Source organism: Escherichia sp. E3659 (genome assembly GCF_005781135.1).
Classification (GTDB): domain Bacteria; phylum Pseudomonadota; class Gammaproteobacteria; order Enterobacterales; family Enterobacteriaceae; genus Escherichia.
Map to the genome: position 1 here is coordinate 1 of NZ_VATQ01000027.1, position 18966 is coordinate 18966.

Consider the following 18966-nt stretch of genomic DNA (forward strand, 5'->3'; position numbering starts at 1 on the left):
TGGCTTCGAAATGGACTTCGCTGAACTGTTACTGGAAGACTACAAAGCCTCCCTGAAATACCTCAGCGATCACCCGAAACTGCAGGGCATTGCCCAGCAGAACAGCTTTAAACATACCTGATAACCGAATGTCACCTGCATGCCAGGAGCATGCGGGTGTAATTCATTCACGGTAAAGAAATATATCCTATAAATAAGAGCAGTGGCGTAATGATCAGGATGCTAATTCTGATCATTTTTTTGTTTTTTGGGAAATTCATATAATTGAATAATTTGCAATGTAAATTAAATCTTGTGCAAATTACAATAGAATGCATCAGTTATTATTCATATTCCTTATTATTGCTTATTTTTTTCTCTAACAGATTGAAAAATAAGTGACCCGGAACAATGCTTCTAACCACTTAGGATGCTACTCTTTTTTTTGTTTAAGCTTTATTTAAGTCGCGATTTGACTTAGGGTGTTTGCGTGCTACATTAAATACAATAATATGTTTCTGTTATAGTGTATTAATGATGCAATCACTACATGGAACTTGTTTAATTGCGTACGCAAAGCATAAATATATTCTCACCATGCAGAATGGTGAATATCGCTGTTTTAACGGTGGTGATTTGGTTTTTGCGGATGCAAACCAGATTTTAGTTGATAAATGTGCAGAGAACGTCGTCTTTGTCACGAGGGAAACACTCTCATTATTTCTCCCGATGCTCAAGGATGAGGCATTAAATCTTCATGCCTGTAAAAAAGTTCCTTCGTTAATTGTGCATCACTGTACCCGAGATATCCCTGTTTTTCAGGAAGTTGTACAGCTTTCACAGAGTAAAAATCTCCGCTATGGTGAGGTTTTACGTAACAGGGCATTAATATTCGCGATATTGTCGGTTTTTCTTGAAGATGAACAGTTTATAGCGCTACTCATGAATATCCTACAGCCCAATATGCGAACGCGGGTTTGTACGGTTATTAACCGTAATATCGCTCATGAATGGTCATTGGCGAAAATAGCCAGCGAGTTATTGATGAGTCCTAGTTTGTTAAAGAAAAAATTACGTGAAGAAGAGACGTCTTATTCGCAACTGCTTACCGAATGTAGAATGCGACGAGCGTTACAACTCATTGTAATTCATGGCTTTTCTATAAAGCGAGTAGCCGTGTCGTGTGGCTATAACAGTGTGTCGTATTTTATTTATGTTTTTCGCAATTATTATGGTATGACACCGACAGAGTATCATGAACGAATAGCTGAAAGAGGGGGTGATAACCATCTGATGATGGATATTTGTGTAGCAGAAAAGTGTTGTCACCATGAAAGGATAGTAAGGTTATAATTGCTTTTTGAAGATAAAAAAAACCCGGCATAGGGGACCGGGAAGAGGATAGTCTGCCGTCTCCAGACTAATAAGCCGTTATAACACTCCATGTTGGCACGGGAAACTTTGTGCTCTCAGTGGGTTAAATATAACTTTTGCTGGAGATAAGATCAGCCAATTTTTTATAAACATAAGCTATACACAAATTTAAGATATATCACGCATGCATTTACTTTTTATGGCTTAACTGATATATGCGCTTATGTATGTGATTACTTTTTGGTCCTACCAATTTTGGCAGTTTTGGCTTTTTACAGGAGTCATACATCATTTCATTTGTATACTGAAATTGTAATGGTTGTAGTAATGGAATATAAGGGCTTGTCATGACACACGTTTGCTCAGTGATCCTCACCCGCCGTTCATTTGATATTTATCATGAGCAGCAAAAACTCTATTTGCAAAAAGAGAGTATTCTTTTGATGGACAAAAATATGGTGGAGAATTTTCCTTTTGATGAATCCTATGTCCGCAGACTAGATATCGATGAAAGGATCATTAGCCATTACTTGCACAATATCCGTCTTTCGGGTCGGTGTTTAGGGCTGCATGGTAAAAAACGGTTGCTAGTTAACCCAACACCACCAATGCCGCTGGTCACTGCGATATTTGATAGTTTTGCTCAAGAAGATATTGCGTCCAGGACATTAAGTAATATGCTTTACTTTTCCTGCCTTTCGATGTTTTCACGAAATAAAGAACTTATTCCTTTCCTTTTTAATAGCATTAGTACTGTTTCAGGTAAAGTTGAACGCATTATTAGCTTTGATATAGCCAAACGTTGGTATCTGCGTGATATCGCCGAAAAAATGTATACCAGTGAAAGCCTAATCAAGAAAAAATTGCAGGATGAAAATACCTGCTTCAGTAAAATATTGTTGGCCTCGCGAATGTCGATGGCCAGACGATTACTCGAGTTACGACAAATCCCGCTGCCGATGGTCGCAGAAAAATGTGGCTATAGCAGTACGTCGTACTTTATTAATACTTTCCGCCAGTACTATGGCGTAACACCGCACCAGTTTGCGCAACAGTCAACTGGGACCTTTAACTGACGGGATTTCTCATTCGAAAGTCGGTCAGGATCTCCCTCACACTTCATGTGAAAATCTTTCCTCATTAACTCTGCCGGGTCACCGGCAAGTTTACTTTCGCAGTTTGCAAAACAGTAAACGTATTTTCAGGAGGAAAAGACGCGGCATGTTCAGGATTATTAAGTTTGCAATTCATACAATTACGGGAATTCTGGTCAGTGTCGTGTTGTTTAAATTGATAACCAATGGTTGGAGCGGGTTCTACTTTCAATGCTGTTTACTGAGTCTGATGTTCCTGGCGGTAAGCTGGCTGTTGAGTGGCGAGTGGTTAGCGGGAAAGAGTAAGGCTGAATCCTCACGCTCAACCTTACTCTCGTTTACGCGTTACGCTTTTTTAAAGCGGGCAAAGAGATGTTCCACCACAACGAAAAAGACCGGAACGAAGTAAATCGCCAGCACCGTTGCTGCAAACATCCCCCCCATAACGCCTGTACCTACTGCGTTTTGCGCACCGGAGCCTGCGCCATGACTGATAACCAGCGGCAGCACGCCGAGAATAAAGGCCAGAGAGGTCATCAGGATTGGGCGTAAGCGCATCCGTGCCGCTTCGATAATCGCTTCCATCGGTGTCTTCCCTTCTTTTTGCATCATCTCAACCGCAAACTCGACAATCAGGATGGCGTTCTTGGCGGAAAGCCCAATGGTGGTCAGCAGACCAACCTGGAAGTAGACGTCATTGCTTAAGCCGCGCAGGTCTGTAGCCAGTAACGCGCCAATTACCCCAAGCGGTACGACCAGCATTACCGAGAATGGAATTGACCAGCTTTCATAAAGTGCGGCGAGGGCAAGGAACACCACGACCAGCGAGATGGCATATAGTGCCGGTGCCTGGTTGGAAGATAACGCTTCCTGATATGACAGTCCGGTCCATGAATAGCCAACGCCAGTCGGAAGTTTTGCGACCAGATCCGCCATAAATTTCATTGCGTCACCAGTACTTTTTCCTGCCGCCGCTTCACCTAAAATCTCCATTGCTGGAATACCGTTGTAGCGTTCCAGACGTGGTGAGCCGTAGGTCCATTCTGTTGAAGAATAAGCAGAAAGCGGCGCCATCGTGCCGGAGGCGTTGCGCACATACCATTGGTTTATATTGTCTGGCAGCATGCGGAAAGGTGTTCCCGCCTGGACATACACTTTTTTCACTCGTCCCTGGTTAAGGAAGTCGTTCACGTAGCTACTACCGAAAGCGGTGGAAATGGTCTGGTTGATATCGGACAACTCCACGCCCATCGCCTCAGCTTTCGCGGCGTTGACGTTGACTTTGAACATCGGTGTATCTTCCAGGCCGTTCGGGCGTACCCCGGTGACCTGGTCAGGGGATTGTGCTGCCAGAGACAGTAACTCGTTTCTCGCCTGGGTCAGCTTTTCATGTCCCAGGTTACCGTTGTCCAGCAGTTCCATATCAAAACCTGACGCTGTCCCCAGTTCTGCTACCGCCGGTAAGTTGAACGGGAAAATAACTGCTTTATTGATGCGGCTAAGAGCCACCATCGCCCGCTGAATAATCGCGGTCACCGAATTTTCTTCGCCGACGCGTTCAGACCACGGCTTCAGGCTGATAAACGCCAGACCGTTGTTTTGCCCCTGGCCGCTGAAACCAAAGCCGCCAACGGTAAACACCGACTGAACATTATTTTTCTCTTTTGTCAGATAGTAATCGGTCACCTGCTGCAGCACTTTAGTGGTGTTAACCATCGTGGAACCTGATGGTAGCTGTGCAGTGGTCATAAATACCCCCTGATCCTCTTCCGGCAAGAAGGAGGTCGGTGTACGCAGAAACAGCACTGCCATCCCGGCACAAATCAGCAGGTAAACCACCATATAGCGACCCGTGCAGCGCAGCAGTGAGCGGGTACTGTCGGTATAGTGTTGAGTTGATTTTTCAAACAGATGGTTAAATCGCACAAATAACGCATTCTGTTTGTGACCGCCTTCTGGAACGGCTTTCAAAATGGTGGCGCAAAGGGCAGGCGTTAGACTCATCGCCACAAACACCGAAAGCAACATGGAGGAGATCAGCGTAATAGAGAACTGACGATAAATTTCCCCGGTCGCGCCGCTCATAAAGGCCATTGGCATAAACACCGCGGAAAGCACAACGGCAATCCCGACCAGCGCACGTTGGATTTGCCCCATTGATTTATGCGTCGCTTCCTTCGGCGGCAGCTTATCTTCTGCTATCACGCGCTCGACGTTTTCTACCACCACGATAGCATCATCAACCAGCAACCCTATCGCCAGCACCATCCCAAACATGGTGAGGGTGTTGATGGTAAAACCGACCGCCGACAAAATCGCAAATGTGCCGAGAATAACGACCGGAACGGCAATAGTCGGGATGATCGTAGCACGAATGTTTTGTAAAAACAGATACATGACCAGGAAGACGAGGATGATGGCCTCAACCAGCGTTTTGAAAACTTCCTGGATTGAAATTTTAATAAATGGTGTCGTGTCGTAAGGATAAACTGTCTTCAGGCTGGCGGGGAAATACGCTGATAAGCGGTTGAGCTCTGCTTTTACCGCCCGCGAAGTATCGAGCGCGTTTGCTCCGGTAGCCAGTTTGATAGCGATCCCGGCGGCAGGTTTGCCGTTAAAGCGTGCTACGGTGGAATAATCTTCCGCTCCCAGCTCGACGCGGGCAACGTCGCGCAGCAGCACTTGTGAACCATCTTGCTGAACTTTCAGCAGGATTTTGCCAAATTCTTCCGGTGTTTGCAGACGTGTCTGCACAATGATCGAGGCGTTCAGTTGTTGGTCTGCCGCCTGTGGCATTCCGCCCAGTTGACCGCCGGAAATCTGGTTGTTCTGTACCTTAATTTGGGAAATAACATCGGCAGGAACAAGGTTGTATTTATTGAGTTTTTGCGGGTCCAGCCAGATACGCATGGCGTACTCTGAACCAAAGAGCTGCACGCTACCGACACCTGCGGTACGACTTAATGGATCTTTAATATTAGAAGCCACATAGTCTGCAATGTCGTACTGGTTGAGGCTGCCGTTTTCAGAGATAAACGCTGCCACCATCAGGATATTGCTGCTCGACTTATTGACGCTAATCCCTTGTTGCTGTACTGCTTCGGGGAGTGATGGCATGGCAAGTTGCAGTTTATTCTGCACCTGAACCTGCGCAATATCGGGCGACGTTCCTGTCTCAAAGGTCAGTGTGATGGACGCATTACCCGCCGCATCACTGGTTGATGACATATACATCAGGCCATCAAGTCCATTCATATTTTGCTCAATCACCTGAGTGACTGAATCCTCTACCGTTTGCGCATCAGCACCCGGATAGGTGGCGCTAACGGTGATGGTCGGTGGTGCAATCTGCGGATATTGCGCCACCGGTAAGTTCATGATCGCCAGGCCGCCTGCGAGCATCAAAATAATGGCAAGTACCCAGGCAAAAACCGGGCGATCAATAAAATAGTTAGCCATGAAAGTCCCCTTAAGCCTGCAACGTTATTGTTTCGATTCGGTGCTGGCGTTTTCCTGGCTGGAGGAAATTGCGCGTGCTTTGATACCTGGGCGAATGCGTTGCAAACCGGAAACGATCACCCGATCGCCAGCTTGCAAGCCAGAAGTGACGACCCACTGGTCGCCGATGGCTTTAGTGGCCTCAATTTCGCGTAACTGCACGACATCATCTTTATCAAGAATGAGCGCCGTTGCTTTGCCCTGGGCGTTATGGGTAACGCCTTCCTGAGGCACCAGTAACACATTCTGGCGACTACCTTCATCCACTAATGCTGTGACGTACATGCCTGGCAGTAAGTCACCGTTTGGATTGGGGAAAATCGCGCGCAACGTGACGGAGCCGGTGGTTTCATCCACCGTCGGGTCAGAGAATTTCAGCGTACCGGTCTGGCTGTAACGTTTACCATTTTCCAGATTGAGCTGTACTGGTGTACTGCCCTGAACCTGTTTGATTTGCCCACTGGCGACCTCTTCTTTCATGCGCAAAAAATCCTGCACTGACTGCGTGAGATCGACATAAATCGGGTCCAGACGCTGTACGGTAACCAGTGAATCCGCCTGGTTAGCGGTAACGAGTGCGCCGACGGTCACTGATGATTTCCCGCTGACGCCCGTAATGGGCGAGGTGACATTCGCGTATTGCAGATTGATGGTTGCCTGCTCAACAGCCGCTTTAGCAACGGTGACATTGGCTTCCGCCTCATTCAGCTGGGTGCGCGCGGTGTCGTAATCCTGACGGCTGACGTAGTTGGTTTTCAACAACGATGCCTGGCGGTTAAAGGTAATGCGGGCATTGCTGGCGGTAGAGAGGGCTTTCGCCAGCGAACCTTTGGCTGAGTTCAGCTCTGCCTGCAAGGGCGCAGGGTCAATCTGATACAACGAATCGCCCTGGTTAACTTTATCGCCTTCGATAAAATTGCGTTTAATGATGATGCCACCCACCTGCGGGCGAATCTCAGCAACTTCATAAGGAACAGTTCTGCCGGGCAATTCGCTCATGACATTGATTGAGCCGGGGGAGAGCGTCACCACGCCCACTTCTGGCGTCATGGCGCCAGCATTTTGCGCTGATTTGTCGTCGCATGCGGTGAGTATTACGCCGCAGAATAACAACGGTATTAACAGTGTTCTTTTTCTGTTCATTTTATTCCCTGAAAATTCGTGAAAAATTACGGATTTTTTGAATGTGTGCGGGGAGAGGCATGAGGGATTTACAGACCAGCGGCATAGTGCAGGCCATGGGGATGTATGCCTGTGATGGCGCATGCAGGCCGAGTGACCAATGTGGTGATTTAGATGGCAAAAAAAATGTTGCCGTTCTGCTGGCAGTCTCTGCCTGCGTCCGGGCAACGAATGTTTCTACTGGTGGATACATAAACCAGGGGAATAAGTTCGTTTTTGCTTCTCCTTTGGTTATCACCGGGAGTAATGGAGTCAGCATTTGCATCCCTCGTCATGCCAGCCGTCAATTTCAGGCACTTATCGCTGGGCCACATCAACTCCTTCTTAAAAATAAGAAGAGATCCCCAGAGTCACGATGTCGCTCATACGTCTAAGTTTCAGCTTGTACATAATATTGAATTTCTGGATCTTTAATGTCTGCTGTGAAATTTTCAGTGTTGACGTGATATTACTTTCATTTTTGTTCTTAAGGATTAATTGCATAATTTTGAATTGATTATGCGAGAAACATAATTGAGAATTCTTATGAGGCAAGTGTTTTCCATAAGTAATATCAATCAGGTTTTTAATGCTTTCTTTACGGCTGATAAAAAAGATAGGCGACTGACTTTTAAGTTTACTGATGTGGTAAGGTGCCAGAACAATGATTCTTTCAGCATCTAACTTCTCAAGAAACTTAATCGCTTCTTCATCAAGGATATGATTATGATAGGTATCAATGATCACCTTGAATGGTTTGTTACCTATGCTTTTTATCTCTGACAGGGAATTGATTTTTATCATTTCGTGATTATCTTTCAACTGCAAAAAGCCCTGTAAAAGAAAAGAATCCTTCGTCATGAGAAAAATCATAACTTGCTCCTTAGCCGTTATTGTTTCGAACATGTCATCCTTTTCATTATTTACATCCATGTCCGAATTCGTTGTTCAATATAGTAAACGCCTATAAGAACGTTGCCCTTCGTGAACTAATACGTCTATTAACACTAATCAAAACTTGAGATTTATCCATCACGCACTCCATATATTGATCCTAGGTAACATTCCTGGGTGTTATAAATTTGTTAGTGCTAACAGGAAATTAACAACCTCATATTTTCACCAAGAATAAGTTATCAATTTAAAGTTTGTGATTTCTTAATGATAAAACTAAAATAAAAAAGTAATCCGATTTAAATATCGAGTCTCCTTGTTTCTACTTAAGCTGGCAATTGGATTGCCAGCTTTCTTTTTAATTTATCAGGAAAATTAACATCAACCGAATTAATTACCTTCTTATTGAGCCAATGCTTGCCAAATCTTGATTTCATTTTCCCACAGCACTTTTAAACATTAAACCTGACTACAGAAAATATCAGCCATGATAATGTTTGAAATGGCTAATTTGCTGTGAAATTTATAAAACCATAAAGGTTTCAGCGAGTTGTTTAATGAGTCGCACGGTAATTATTTCAACGATGGTTTATGTTTTGCCCTGGTGGCTATATGAAGTGAGAGTGTTACATGCCTCATAGTCACTATGAGTGATTATGAGGCGGTGTGGGAAATACTGTGTCGACGGTCTGATATTGATTATTTTTTAACGAATAAACTAGCGAAGCTAAACAAGCTGGCAGCGCTGAATATTAGTTCTATCCCCACCAGTGTAGAAACTAGTGTTACAGAAACCATTGGCGTTGCACCCAGGAATATCCATGCGATGATGATATCCAGGATACCAATGACTAGTTGTAGCCAGCTGCCTTTCATTGAACGCTGGCGATACCAGCTCATCAAGCGAATAACCCCAGCGACACAAAACAAGCCAGCAATAAACGCCGCAATAGCAAAAATTCCCAGTTCTGGTGCGCGGATGAAGAAATAGCCGATCAACAAATAGGCGACAGCGACAAGGAAGCCGGATAATACAGGCCAGAAATTATGACTCCGGTTGCTGAATAAACCGACAATAAGCGCAATGCCTGAGCAGATTAATAATGCGCCAACGACCGTGCTAAGGATATCGCCAGAGACAAACGGGAAGCTTATACACAGCAAACCGACAATAAACAGTAGCACAGCAATAAACTGGATTGCTCTCCGATGCTTCTTAAGCATATCCAGATCAAATTTCAAAATTGTTGCCTTATCTATATATAACATAGAACCACCCTATAAATTTAAGAAGAAAAACCCCTGCTATCAATCTATGCCAAAAATGCATCCAGGAATGCATGTGATTTAATAAAAATTTCCTAATTAATGTGTCTGACACCTATGTAACCTGTTGTATTTAAATAAAAATATCTGATTTTGATATTTTATCTCAACATGACATACCCAAAAAACCAGGTTATAACCTCAGTGTCGAAATTGATTCGTGACGGCTCTTTCACTTTATAGTTGAGGATATTACGATGAAAAAAGTATTAGGTGTAATTCTTGGTGGCCTGCTTCTTCTGCCAGTTGTGAGCAATGCCGCGGATGCACAAAAAGCAGCTGACAATAAAAAACCTGTCAACTCCTGGACCTGTGAAGATTTCCTGGCTGTGGACGAATCCTTCCAGCCGACTGCAGTCGGTTTTGCTGAAGCACTGAATAACAAAGATAAACCAGAAGATGCGGTTATGGATGTTCAGGGCATTGCAACCGTAACCCCAGCTATCGTTCAGGCTTGTACTCAGGATAAACAAGCCAGCTTTAAAGATAAAGTTAAAGGCGAATGGGACAAGATTAAGAAAGATATGTAATTCATGGAATGCGTTGCATCGTATTTCCTTGAATATTGAACAGGCAGGAATACCTCGCGTTAAAAGCAGATAATCCTCCTGTTCATATATACTTTATTTGTTGAATGGGTTGTAAAATGAATATTTCATCTCTACGTAAAGCCATGATTTTCGTTGGCGCTGTAGCGGCACTTTCACTGGTTAATGCACAATCTGCACTGGCTGCTAATGAATCTGCTAAAGATATGACTTGTCAGGAATTTATTGACCTGAATCCAAAAGCGATGACACCGGTTGCATGGTGGATGCTGCATGAGGAAACGGTTTACAAAGGTGGTGATACTGTAACCTTAAATGAAACCGATCTGACTCAGATTCCTAAAGTGATTGAATATTGTAAGAAAAATCCGCAGAAAAATTTGTATACCTTCAAAGATAAATTGGCAAATGTCCTGCCGAATTAACAGGAATAAAGCAAAAAGGAGTAGCAAGTTGAGCCATCTTGCTGCTCCTTTTTGCATTTTTATATGACTGCAGAATTTATTATTCGTCTAATCCTGGCTGCTATTGCCTGTGGTGCTATTGGCATGGAAAGGCAAATGCGCGGCAAAGGGGCAGGGCTTCGTACACATGTCTTAATCGGTATGGGTAGCGCCCTGTTTATGATTGTGTCGAAATATGGTTTCGCTGATGTGCTGGCACTTGATCACGTCGGGCTTGATCCCAGCCGTATTGCCGCTCAGGTTGTCACTGGCGTCGGTTTTATAGGCGCGGGTAATATCCTCGTTCGTAATCAAAATATTGTCGGCCTCACCACCGCTGCGGATATCTGGGTAACAGCAGCAATCGGTATGGTGATTGGTAGCGGCATGTATGAGCTGGGGATTTACGGTTCTGTAATGACCTTGTTGGTACTGGAAGTTTTCCATCAATTAACTTTCCGGCTGATGAACAAGAATTACCATTTACAGCTGACGTTGGTGAACGGGAATACGCTGTCGATGCTCGACTGGTTTAAACAACAAAAAATAAAGACTGATTTAGTTTCGTTGCAGGAAAATGAAGATCATGACGTGGTTGCTATTGATATTCAGCTTCATGCGGCGACGTCGATTGAAGACTTATTAAAGTCGCTAAAAGACATGACGGGTGTTAAAGGTGTTTCAATCAGCTAATGTGAATATTAATGATATCGACGGGAGTACACCCGGTACTCCCGTCGTATTTAACTATCGAGGACAATCAGCGGAGAATGATTGGCAGGGGCGTTTAATACAGTAATATCCGCGCCGTAGAGCATAGTCAGCGCCTGCTGTGTCAACACGTCCTGCGGTTTACCATTGGCGATAACCTTTCCTTTTTGCATCAATACAACACGGTCGGCATAACGGGCGGCAAGATTAAGATCGTGCAATACACAGCAGACGTTGAATTGCCGTTCGCGAACTAACTGACGTAATAAACGAAACAGATGCTGCTGATGATGAATATCCAGCGCCGACGTTGGTTCATCAAGAAATAACCATTTCGGCGAGGGTATTGCTTCCCAAAGTTGTACCAGCAGGCGCGCTAATTGCACACGCTGTTGTTCACCGCCGGATAATTGCCGATAGTCGCGGTTTGCTAACGCCTGACAGTCGCATAGCGCCATTATCTGTGCCGTTTCATCCCCCTGATTACCGGTACGATGTGGATGGCGCCCCATCTGGATCACTTCTTGTACGCTGAATGGAAACGCCATATGGCTATTCTGACGCATCACGGCACGGTGTTTCGCCAGTTCGGTAATTGACCATTCATTTAATGGCTTATTAAATAACCGGCATTCACCGCTATCAGGTTGAAGGTAGCCGGTGAGTTGGCGAAGCAACGTGGATTTTCCCGCACCATTAGGACCGAGAATGGCAACAATTTCCCCGCCGGGTAAAGTCAGCGAGACATTGTCAGTCAGGCGTCGCCCATGAAGGCTATAAACCAGGTTCCGGGCGCTAATCATGCGATCCTCCGGTTGCGCAGAATCAACCACATGAAATACGGACCGCCAAGCAGGCTGGTTAGTAATCCTACAGGCATTTCTGCGGGCTGTACCAGTGTGCGGGCAAGCGTGTCTGCCATCAGTAATAAGCAGGCTCCGGCAAGGGCAGAGCAAGGAATTAGCCAGCGATGATTTGCTCCGGTTGTCATGCGAATCAGATGCGGGATCACCAGGCCAATAAAGCCGATAATGCCGCTTACCGATACGGCAGCGCCAACGAGCAGTGAGCTAATCAACAGTAATTGTTGGCGTTTACGCTTTACGTTCACGCCGAGGTAATGGGCTTCTTCATCACCAAGTTGCAGCAAATTCAGCGTTCCGGCGAGACACGTTGTTGCCATAATGGCGGGCAGAATGAAGGAACTGGCAACCAATAACGTTGGCCATTGCGCCTGACCGAGATTGCCCATCATCCACAACGTGAGTTGTCGTAGCTGTTGCTCATCGCCGATATAGCTCAGTATGCCGATCGCTGCGCCGCACAGGGCATTGATGGCGATACCGGCGAGTAACAATTGCATCATGCTGCCATCGCGATGGCGCTGTGTAATGAGAAAAATGATGGTGCAGACCACTAAACTTCCGGCGATGGCAAACACCATTTGTTCATAAAGCACCAGCACCACGGGGAAGGAAAAGGGCAGTACAATAGCAACGCCGACCATTAATGCCGAACCGCTACTGACGCCGAGCAATCCAGGGTCAGCCATGGGGTTGCGGAAAAGCCCCTGCATAATCACCCCGGCGGTTGCCAACGCGGCACCTACCAGCACGGCCAGTAAAACGCGTGGCAGGCGAATATTTAGCCAGATGTCGCGGTATTCCTCATCAAGAAGGGCGCTAAAGCTGATTTTTAACGCGCCCTGACTGGCACCGAACAGCACCAGGGCAAGCAATAATAGTGATAGCCCCATAAAGACACTGGCGGATGAAAATGAATCCTTGAGCACGCAAAACTCCGTTATGACGTTGCGGCGCGGAGAGTCTGCGCCGCATGGGATTACGCCGGTTTCAGGTCAGGTTCAATCAGACTGTAGATCTGCTTGTTGAGTGCTGGCGCGTTTGCCAGTTCATGAATGTGTGCGGCGACATCGGCACGGCGGACAAAACCATGACACTCCTGATTTTGTACCCGTTGTGCTTTGCCTGTTGCTGCGCCGTCAAGCAGACCGCCAGGGCGGAGAATGGCGTAGTCTAGCTGGCTGGTTTGCAGCCAGCTTTCTGCCAGTGTCTTTTCGCGCACCGCCTGACCAAACGCGGCTTTTGCCCGATCCGATAAGAACGGCCAACTATCGCCGCATCCCAAAGAAGTCACCAGAATCATGCGACGGATGCCTGCCTTTTCGGCCTCATCAATCACCGTTCTGTGGGCCAGATAATCCTGTGCGCCGCCCATTGTTGAGATGATAAGTGCTTGCGGACCAGCCGCGCGGCAGGCGGCTGCGACTACGCTGGCGTCACAAGCGTCGCCAGTAAAAACCTGCACACCTTGTTGCGCCAGTTGAGCCGCAGCGTCTGCACGGCGAACGACAGCGACGACCGGACGTTGTTCCGCCAGCGCCAGTTCAAGCGTTCTGGCGCCCACACCTTTTCCGCCCGCGCCAAAGAGTAGCCACGGTGTCATCAGGCGTGTTCCTTTAACGATGCTGCCAGAGCATGGAAGGCGTTGACCTGTTCACTCAGGAGCTGACGATGGTCATCCCTGCCGAGGAAGATTTTCAGCATGGCGCTGCCTTCTTTGTTGAAAAAGAGAATGGATGCGGTGTCCATGCCCATAAATTTACGTTCGATTAAGGCAATATGCGTGCAGTTTTCTGCTTTGATATGCCCGGACATGCCGTGCTTTCCACGCAGATTGAAATAGCCGTGGCGGTGGAAACCCGAAGGCAGTTCGCCGCTAAATTCGAGGATCACATCGGCAGTATGCACCAGCGTGGTGACGTTGCCCCATTCGCAGACGGTATCCCAGACAGTATCGAATTTATCGCCTGACACAACAGTCGGAGAGGGCAGATTTTTCACTACCTCCAGCAGCGTGGTGTTGTATTGTTCGGCGATCGCCTCCAGCGTACCGTCTGGCTCCGTTTTCAAAAATTCCTGTAACGAGACATGGCTCATAAATCACTCCTGTTATGGTTTTTCAAGCGCAATCGCTGGCGCATTAAGTACCTGAATCAGTTCATTAAGAGACTGCAAAATGTTGCTTGCCCAGAAACGACCTTCATTGGTCAACCGCAGGCACGTTGAAGCATCGCGGCTTAAGCCTTTTTGGTGCCACTGGGCCAGTAATGGTGCGAGTTTTTCGGCATGTGGCGTAAGTTCGTCCAGCGGTACACGCGCTGTTTCAATGCCCGATTGCAAGGTATGACGCCACTGCGCGTTACGTTCAGCGTTACGCATGATCATCATCAGCGGTTTTTTGCCTGCCGCGACGGATTCATGCCAGGTCTGCAGATCGCGTTCATTCATCCAGGAGTAACCATTAATCGAACCGCCGGCGCCGGAACCAAAGGCCAGACAATCGGCACCTTGTTTTATCAGCAGGTTATAGAGATTGCGTTCGCGTGTGGTACGGCCCCAGTGGCTGTTACTGATGCAGCGCCAACCGGCATCGTCCATAAAATCACACCCTTGCAGGTAAAGATCGCGACGTTCCGCCGGAGAGGGCACGGTAGTGCGCCCGTTTTCCACGGCTTTGCCCAGTGGCGTGTTGGGCAGGACGTTGAGCGCATAGAGGTCGACGCCGTCAAGACCGATATCGCGGGCAATAGCCAGATCTTCTCCCCAGGTTTGCGCATCCTGACCTGGCAGGCCAAACAGCAGGTCACAGACCACCGCAGCACGGTCGCGTTTGACCAGGCTTTCCATAAACGCAATGGCGGTTGGACCATCCGAGGTGCGGGCCATTTTCTTGCGGATTTTGCTGTTAAACGACTGAATACCAATTGAGAAGCGGTTTGCTCCCGCATCAAGGCAAGCGTCGATTCGGTCAGCGTCAAAATTCAGTACCCGGCCTTCAATGGTGATTTCACAATCGGGTGCCAGTGGTAATTTCTCTCGTAGTGTGGTGATGATTCTTGCCAAATCGCGCGCGGAGAGTGCGGAAGGCGTACCGCCACCGAAATAGACCGCATGGATGGGCGCGGACTGATGCAATACGCTGTCTGCCTCCTGTTCGATTTCTCGAATCAGGGCATCGGTATAATGAGCACACGCATCTTCATTAAAACGATTCTGATAAAAACCACAAAACGTGCAGTGTGTCGCGCAAAAAGGAATATGAAGATAAACCAGTCGCTTACGAGGTGAGGTTGTTTGACTGATCATCTCTTGCCAGGTCTGTGCCAGTTGTTCTTTGGCGACCGGAATGGCTCCACGAAACGGCATCATGGCACGCCTGTCTTTAAATGGCTGGTCACCGTCTAAAGCAAAATGAGGCGTGAGATCCAGGGTGTTTTTCATGTTCATACGTCTGATTTAAATCCGTTTATTGCGGCCAAAGTTGCTGGTGTAAAGACTCAACGACATCAGCAATACGCGGGCCCATTCCCAGAATCAGGTTTTGATCAACGGTGATAATGCGCTGGTTCTTCCAGGCGGCGGTGTGGGTAATTCCGGCAATAGAACGTAGCCGATTAATATCGCCATCGACCATTTGTGAGGTTACGACAATCACTTCAGGGTTAGCCGCAATCAGCGATTCCGCGCTGTAGCTTTTGTACTGCTGGTGGGTAGCGACGTTTTCTGCTCCGGCAAGCGACAGAATGGCGTCTGCGACGCTGCCTTTACCGGCGACCTGTGGCGCGCTGCCGCCAGCAGAGAGAATAAACATCGCTTTAACCGGGGCTTTTTTTGCCGCCACGCTTTGCTGTACTCGCTCCAGGCGTTGACTGATTTGTGTCACCAGCACCTCGCCTTGTTCAGGAACCTGTAGCGTTTTTGCCAGTTGGCGAATGTTGGCGTACATCTGCTCAAGGGTGGCTGGTACACGCGGCAGAGTGACGACGTTGACCTTTTGCGCCCGCAGTTGGTCGAGCACAATTTGCGGTCCTGCATCCTGCCAGGTAATTACGCTATCCGGGCGAAGTGACAAAATGCCTTCGCTGCTGAGTTGTTTCCAGTAGCCAATATGCGGCAGTTTGGCGGTTTCTGGTGGATAAGATGTCGTTTCATCGACACCCACTACGCGCTCGCCAGCACCCATCGCGTAGATTAGTTCCGTCAGTGATCCTCCTGCGACCACAATGCGTTCGGCAGCCGTTGCGCTAAAAGCCCAGCTAAGAGCCAGTACTGCCGTAAACAATTTTTTTCGTTTTACCGCAGTCTTCGCGGCAGAGGCCACGGCTGAAATACATAACGTTAGTGGGGAAAAAAGATACGGCCTGTTGGTGATCCTTGGCATCATATGAGAACTCTTATCGAATTGAGAATGATCATGATTATCATTTGAATTATATATGAAACACAACCGTCGATTCAATACGCAAGGCGTTACAAGCGTATTTATTTTTGATTTTTATCAAGATGCTTCGTCAGCTAACGTTCTTGTTACCGACAAAATTTCAGGGCGGGAAAAAGCTGAGATCTCCGAGATATCGCGGCTTGCAGAGCAAAGAGGAGAGAAAATTATCGCGGTTAACGACAACGTTTCGTTATGAGGTCGTGGGGGACTGCCACAAGAAAAAAATGGTTTTCTGGATACAGGATAGCTTTCATAACCCCCCTGTTTATTGTGTTAATGGCGGTTAAAAAAAAGCTTGATCATAAAAAATTGATCGATAATAATTCTCATTATCACGTCTGGCTTTAACAAAATATGACTATATGGATAACAAAATCATAGCTTTTGCAAGGGATAGCGCACAGCGCTCTTCACTCCAGATGCGGCATATCGCTTTGCCTGACAAAGAGGGCGAATTGTCCGGGATACCAGGCAATTTCACGGAATATAAACGCCCGTTAACTCACCCGGCGAATATTATCGCTTTGAATTGTAAATAAATTTATTTTTCGCCAGCCATCCCGGTATTAATCCAGGTAGCCAGCATTTTTTATTTTCCTCATGGAGAATCGCTATGTCACGTCCGCAATTTACCTCGTTGCGCTTGAGTTTGTTGGCTTTGGCTGTTTCTGCCACCTTGCCAACGTTTGCTTTTGCTACTGAAACCATGACCGTTACGGCAACGGGGAATGCCCGTAGTTCCTTCGAAGCACCAATGATGGTCAGCGTCCTCGACACTTCCGCTCCTGAAAATCAAACGGCGACTTCAGCCACCGATCTGCTGCGTCATGTTCCTGGAATTACCCTTGATGGTACCGGACGAACCAACGGTCAGGATGTAAATATGCGTGGTTATGACCATCGCGGCGTGCTGGTGCTTGTCGATGGCGTTCGTCAGGGAACGGATACCGGACACCTGAATGGGACTTTCCTCGATCCGGCGCTGATCAAACGTGTCGAGATTGTCCGTGGACCTTCGGCATTACTGTATGGCAGTGGCGCGCTGGGTGGGGTTATCTCCTACGATACGGTCGATGCAAAAGATTTGTTACAGGAAGGACAAAGCAGCGGTTTTCGCGTTTTTGGCACCGGTGGCACGGGGGACCATAGCCTGGGATTAGGCGCGAGCGCGTTTGGGCGAACGGAAAATCTGGATGGTATTGTGGCCTGGTCCAGTCGCGATCGTGGTGATTTACGCCAGAGCAATGGCGAAACCGCGCCGAATGATGAGGCTATTAATAACATGCTGGCGAAAGGAACCTGGCAAATTGATTCTGCCCAGGCTCTGAGCGGATTAGTGCGTTATTACAATAACGACGCGCGCGAACCAAAAAATCCGCAGACCGTTGAAGCGTCTGACAGCAGTAATCCGATGGTTGATCGTTCAACGATTCAACGTGATGCACAGCTTTCTTATAAGCTCTCTCCAGTGGGCAACGACTGGTTAAATGCTGATGCAAAAGTTTACTGGTCGGAAGTTCGTATTAATGCGCAAAACACGGGAAGTTCCGGTGAGTACCGCGAACAAACAACAAAAGGTGCCAAACTGGAGAACCGTTCCACTCTGTTTGCCGAGAGTTTTGCCTCTCACCTGCTGACGTATGGCGGTGAGTATTATCGTCAGGAACAGCATCCGGGCGGCGCGACGACGGGCTTCCCGCAAGCAAAAATTGATTTCAGTTCCGGCTGGCTACAGGATGAAATCACCTTACGCGATCTGCCGATTACCCTGCTTGGCGGAACCCGCTATGACAGTTATCGCGGTAGCAGCGACGGTTACAAAGATGTTGATGCCGACAAATGGTCGTCTCGTGCAGGGATGACTATCAATCCGACCAACTGGCTGATGTTATTTGGTTCATATGCCCAGGCATTCCGCGCGCCGACGATGGGCGAAATGTATAACGATTCTAAGCACTTCTCGATTGGTCGCTTCTATACCAACTATTGGGTGCCAAACCCGAACTTACGTCCGGAAACCAACGAAACTCAGGAATACGGCTTTGGGCTGCGTTTTGATGACCTGATGTTGTCCAATGATGCCCTGGAATTTAAAGCCAGCTACTTTGATACCAAAGCGAAGGATTACATCTCCACAACCGTCGATTTCGCGGCGGCGACAACCATGTCTTATAACGTCCCGAACGCCAAAATCTGGGGCTGGGATGTGATGACGAAATATACCACTGACCTGTTTAGTCTTGATGTGGCCTATAACCGTACCCGCGGCAAAGACACCGATACCGGGGAATATATCTCCAGCATTAACCCGGATACCGTTACCAGCACCCTGAATATTCCGATCGCTCACAGTGGCTTCTCTGTTGGTTGGGTCGGTACGTTTGCCGATCGCTCAACACATATCAGCAGCAGTTACAGCAAACAACCTGGCTACGGCGTGAATGATTTCTACGTCAGTTATCAAGGGCAGCAGGCGCTCAAAGGCATGACCACTACTTTAGTGTTGGGCAACGCCTTCGATAAAGAGTACTGGTCGCCGCAGGGCATTCCACAGGATGGACGTAACGGCAAAATTTTCGTGAGTTATCAATGGTAATCATCAGCCCCGATATTTCGGGGCATTTATCTGGAAGG

The 18966-nt window shown here is 47.4% G+C and carries 18 protein-coding genes and 1 pseudogene; 9 read left to right on the forward strand and 10 right to left on the reverse strand.

Annotated features, from left to right (window positions below):
• From FEK47_RS25510 to gadW, 3 genes are all read left to right on the forward strand, one after another.
• Positions 1-121: hypothetical protein (locus FEK47_RS25510; RefSeq protein WP_001392778.1), on the forward strand; the 121-nt coding region annotated here is incomplete at its 5' end.
• Between the two features lie 395 nt (positions 122-516).
• A complete protein-coding gene (gene gadX, locus FEK47_RS17705) occupies positions 517-1332 on the forward strand; it encodes a DNA-binding transcriptional regulator GadX (RefSeq protein ID WP_138183318.1) in 816 nt (271 codons plus the stop codon).
• Positions 1333-1700: 368 nt separating this feature from the next.
• A complete protein-coding gene (gene gadW / locus FEK47_RS17710) occupies positions 1701-2429 on the forward strand; it encodes an acid resistance transcriptional activator GadW (RefSeq protein ID WP_138183304.1) in 729 nt (242 codons plus the stop codon).
• A gap of 363 nt (positions 2430-2792) precedes the next feature.
• On the opposite strand, the gene mdtF is transcribed toward gadW, so the two are convergent.
• Together mdtF and mdtE are read right to left on the reverse strand one after the other, a co-directional pair.
• A complete protein-coding gene (gene mdtF, locus FEK47_RS17715) occupies positions 2793-5906 on the reverse strand; it encodes a multidrug efflux pump RND permease MdtF (protein WP_130221290.1) in 3114 nt (1037 codons plus the stop codon).
• Between the two features lie 24 nt (positions 5907-5930).
• Positions 5931-7088 carry a multidrug transporter subunit MdtE gene (mdtE, locus tag FEK47_RS17720; protein WP_138183305.1) on the reverse strand — a complete coding sequence of 386 codons (1158 nt, stop codon included), beginning with the start codon at positions 7086-7088 and terminating at the stop codon, positions 5931-5933.
• Between the two features lie 59 nt (positions 7089-7147).
• Here mdtE and FEK47_RS25765 point away from each other — a divergent pair.
• Positions 7148-7432, forward strand: a pseudogene (locus FEK47_RS25765) (hypothetical protein); the annotation flags it as partial.
• A gap of 19 nt (positions 7433-7451) precedes the next feature.
• Here the strand turns inward: FEK47_RS25765 and gadE are convergent.
• Together gadE and hdeD are read right to left on the reverse strand one after the other, a co-directional pair.
• Positions 7452-7979 (reverse strand): acid resistance transcriptional activator GadE, encoded by a 528-nt coding sequence (gadE, locus tag FEK47_RS17730; protein WP_064527778.1) that lies wholly within the window; start codon positions 7977-7979, stop codon positions 7452-7454.
• Between the two features lie 720 nt (positions 7980-8699).
• Positions 8700-9269: an acid-resistance protein HdeD gene (gene hdeD / locus FEK47_RS17735; RefSeq protein ID WP_130221293.1), complete on the reverse strand. Its 570-nt coding sequence runs from the start codon at positions 9267-9269 to the stop codon at positions 8700-8702.
• A 254-nt stretch (positions 9270-9523) separates the two neighbouring features.
• Here hdeD and hdeA point away from each other — a divergent pair, with 254 nt between their 5' ends.
• From hdeA to FEK47_RS17750, 3 genes are all read left to right on the forward strand, one after another.
• Positions 9524-9856 (forward strand): acid-activated periplasmic chaperone HdeA, encoded by a 333-nt coding sequence (gene hdeA / locus FEK47_RS17740; RefSeq protein ID WP_130209189.1) that lies wholly within the window; start codon positions 9524-9526, stop codon positions 9854-9856.
• Positions 9857-9972: 116 nt separating this feature from the next.
• Positions 9973-10299: an acid-activated periplasmic chaperone HdeB gene (hdeB, locus tag FEK47_RS17745; protein ID WP_130209187.1), complete on the forward strand. Its 327-nt coding sequence runs from the start codon at positions 9973-9975 to the stop codon at positions 10297-10299.
• 63 nt (positions 10300-10362) lie between these two features.
• A complete protein-coding gene (locus FEK47_RS17750) occupies positions 10363-11010 on the forward strand; it encodes an MgtC/SapB family protein (RefSeq protein WP_135487086.1) in 648 nt (215 codons plus the stop codon).
• A gap of 50 nt (positions 11011-11060) precedes the next feature.
• On the opposite strand, the gene FEK47_RS17755 is transcribed toward FEK47_RS17750, so the two are convergent.
• From FEK47_RS17755 to shuT, 6 genes are read right to left on the reverse strand one after another with little or no spacing between them, the layout of a single operon-like run.
• Complete coding sequence (locus tag FEK47_RS17755) at positions 11061-11831, reverse strand: heme ABC transporter ATP-binding protein (RefSeq protein ID WP_135487087.1); 771 nt, start codon at positions 11829-11831, stop codon at positions 11061-11063.
• The gene (gene shuU, locus FEK47_RS17760) at positions 11828-12820 is read right to left on the reverse strand and encodes an iron ABC transporter permease (protein ID WP_214251097.1); all 993 of its coding nucleotides are present in this window, start codon (positions 12818-12820) and stop codon (positions 11828-11830) included. Before shuU ends, FEK47_RS17755 begins: the two co-directional genes overlap by 4 nt.
• A 50-nt stretch (positions 12821-12870) precedes the next feature.
• The gene (gene chuY / locus FEK47_RS17765; RefSeq protein ID WP_135487088.1) at positions 12871-13494 is read right to left on the reverse strand and encodes an anaerobilin reductase; all 624 of its coding nucleotides are present in this window, start codon (positions 13492-13494) and stop codon (positions 12871-12873) included.
• Positions 13494-13988: a heme utilization cystosolic carrier protein HutX gene (gene hutX / locus FEK47_RS17770; protein WP_021550030.1), complete on the reverse strand. Its 495-nt coding sequence runs from the start codon at positions 13986-13988 to the stop codon at positions 13494-13496. The genes chuY and hutX overlap by 1 nt, the downstream gene beginning before the upstream one ends.
• A 12-nt stretch (positions 13989-14000) precedes the next feature.
• A complete protein-coding gene (gene hutW, locus FEK47_RS17775; RefSeq protein ID WP_135487089.1) occupies positions 14001-15338 on the reverse strand; it encodes a heme anaerobic degradation radical SAM methyltransferase ChuW/HutW in 1338 nt (445 codons plus the stop codon).
• Positions 15339-15357: 19 nt separating this feature from the next.
• Positions 15358-16272, reverse strand: coding sequence for a heme ABC transporter substrate-binding protein ShuT (gene shuT, locus FEK47_RS17780; RefSeq protein WP_135487108.1), 915 nt, complete (start codon positions 16270-16272; stop codon positions 15358-15360).
• Between the two features lie 55 nt (positions 16273-16327).
• Here shuT and FEK47_RS25135 point away from each other — a divergent pair, with 55 nt between their 5' ends.
• Positions 16328-16528 carry a hypothetical protein gene (locus tag FEK47_RS25135; RefSeq protein WP_167854656.1) on the forward strand — a complete coding sequence of 67 codons (201 nt, stop codon included), beginning with the start codon at positions 16328-16330 and terminating at the stop codon, positions 16526-16528.
• 417 nt (positions 16529-16945) lie between these two features.
• Positions 16946-18928, forward strand: coding sequence for a TonB-dependent heme/hemoglobin receptor ChuA/ShuA (gene chuA / locus FEK47_RS17790; protein WP_130221299.1), 1983 nt, complete (start codon positions 16946-16948; stop codon positions 18926-18928).
• Positions 18929-18966 lie beyond the last annotated feature (38 nt).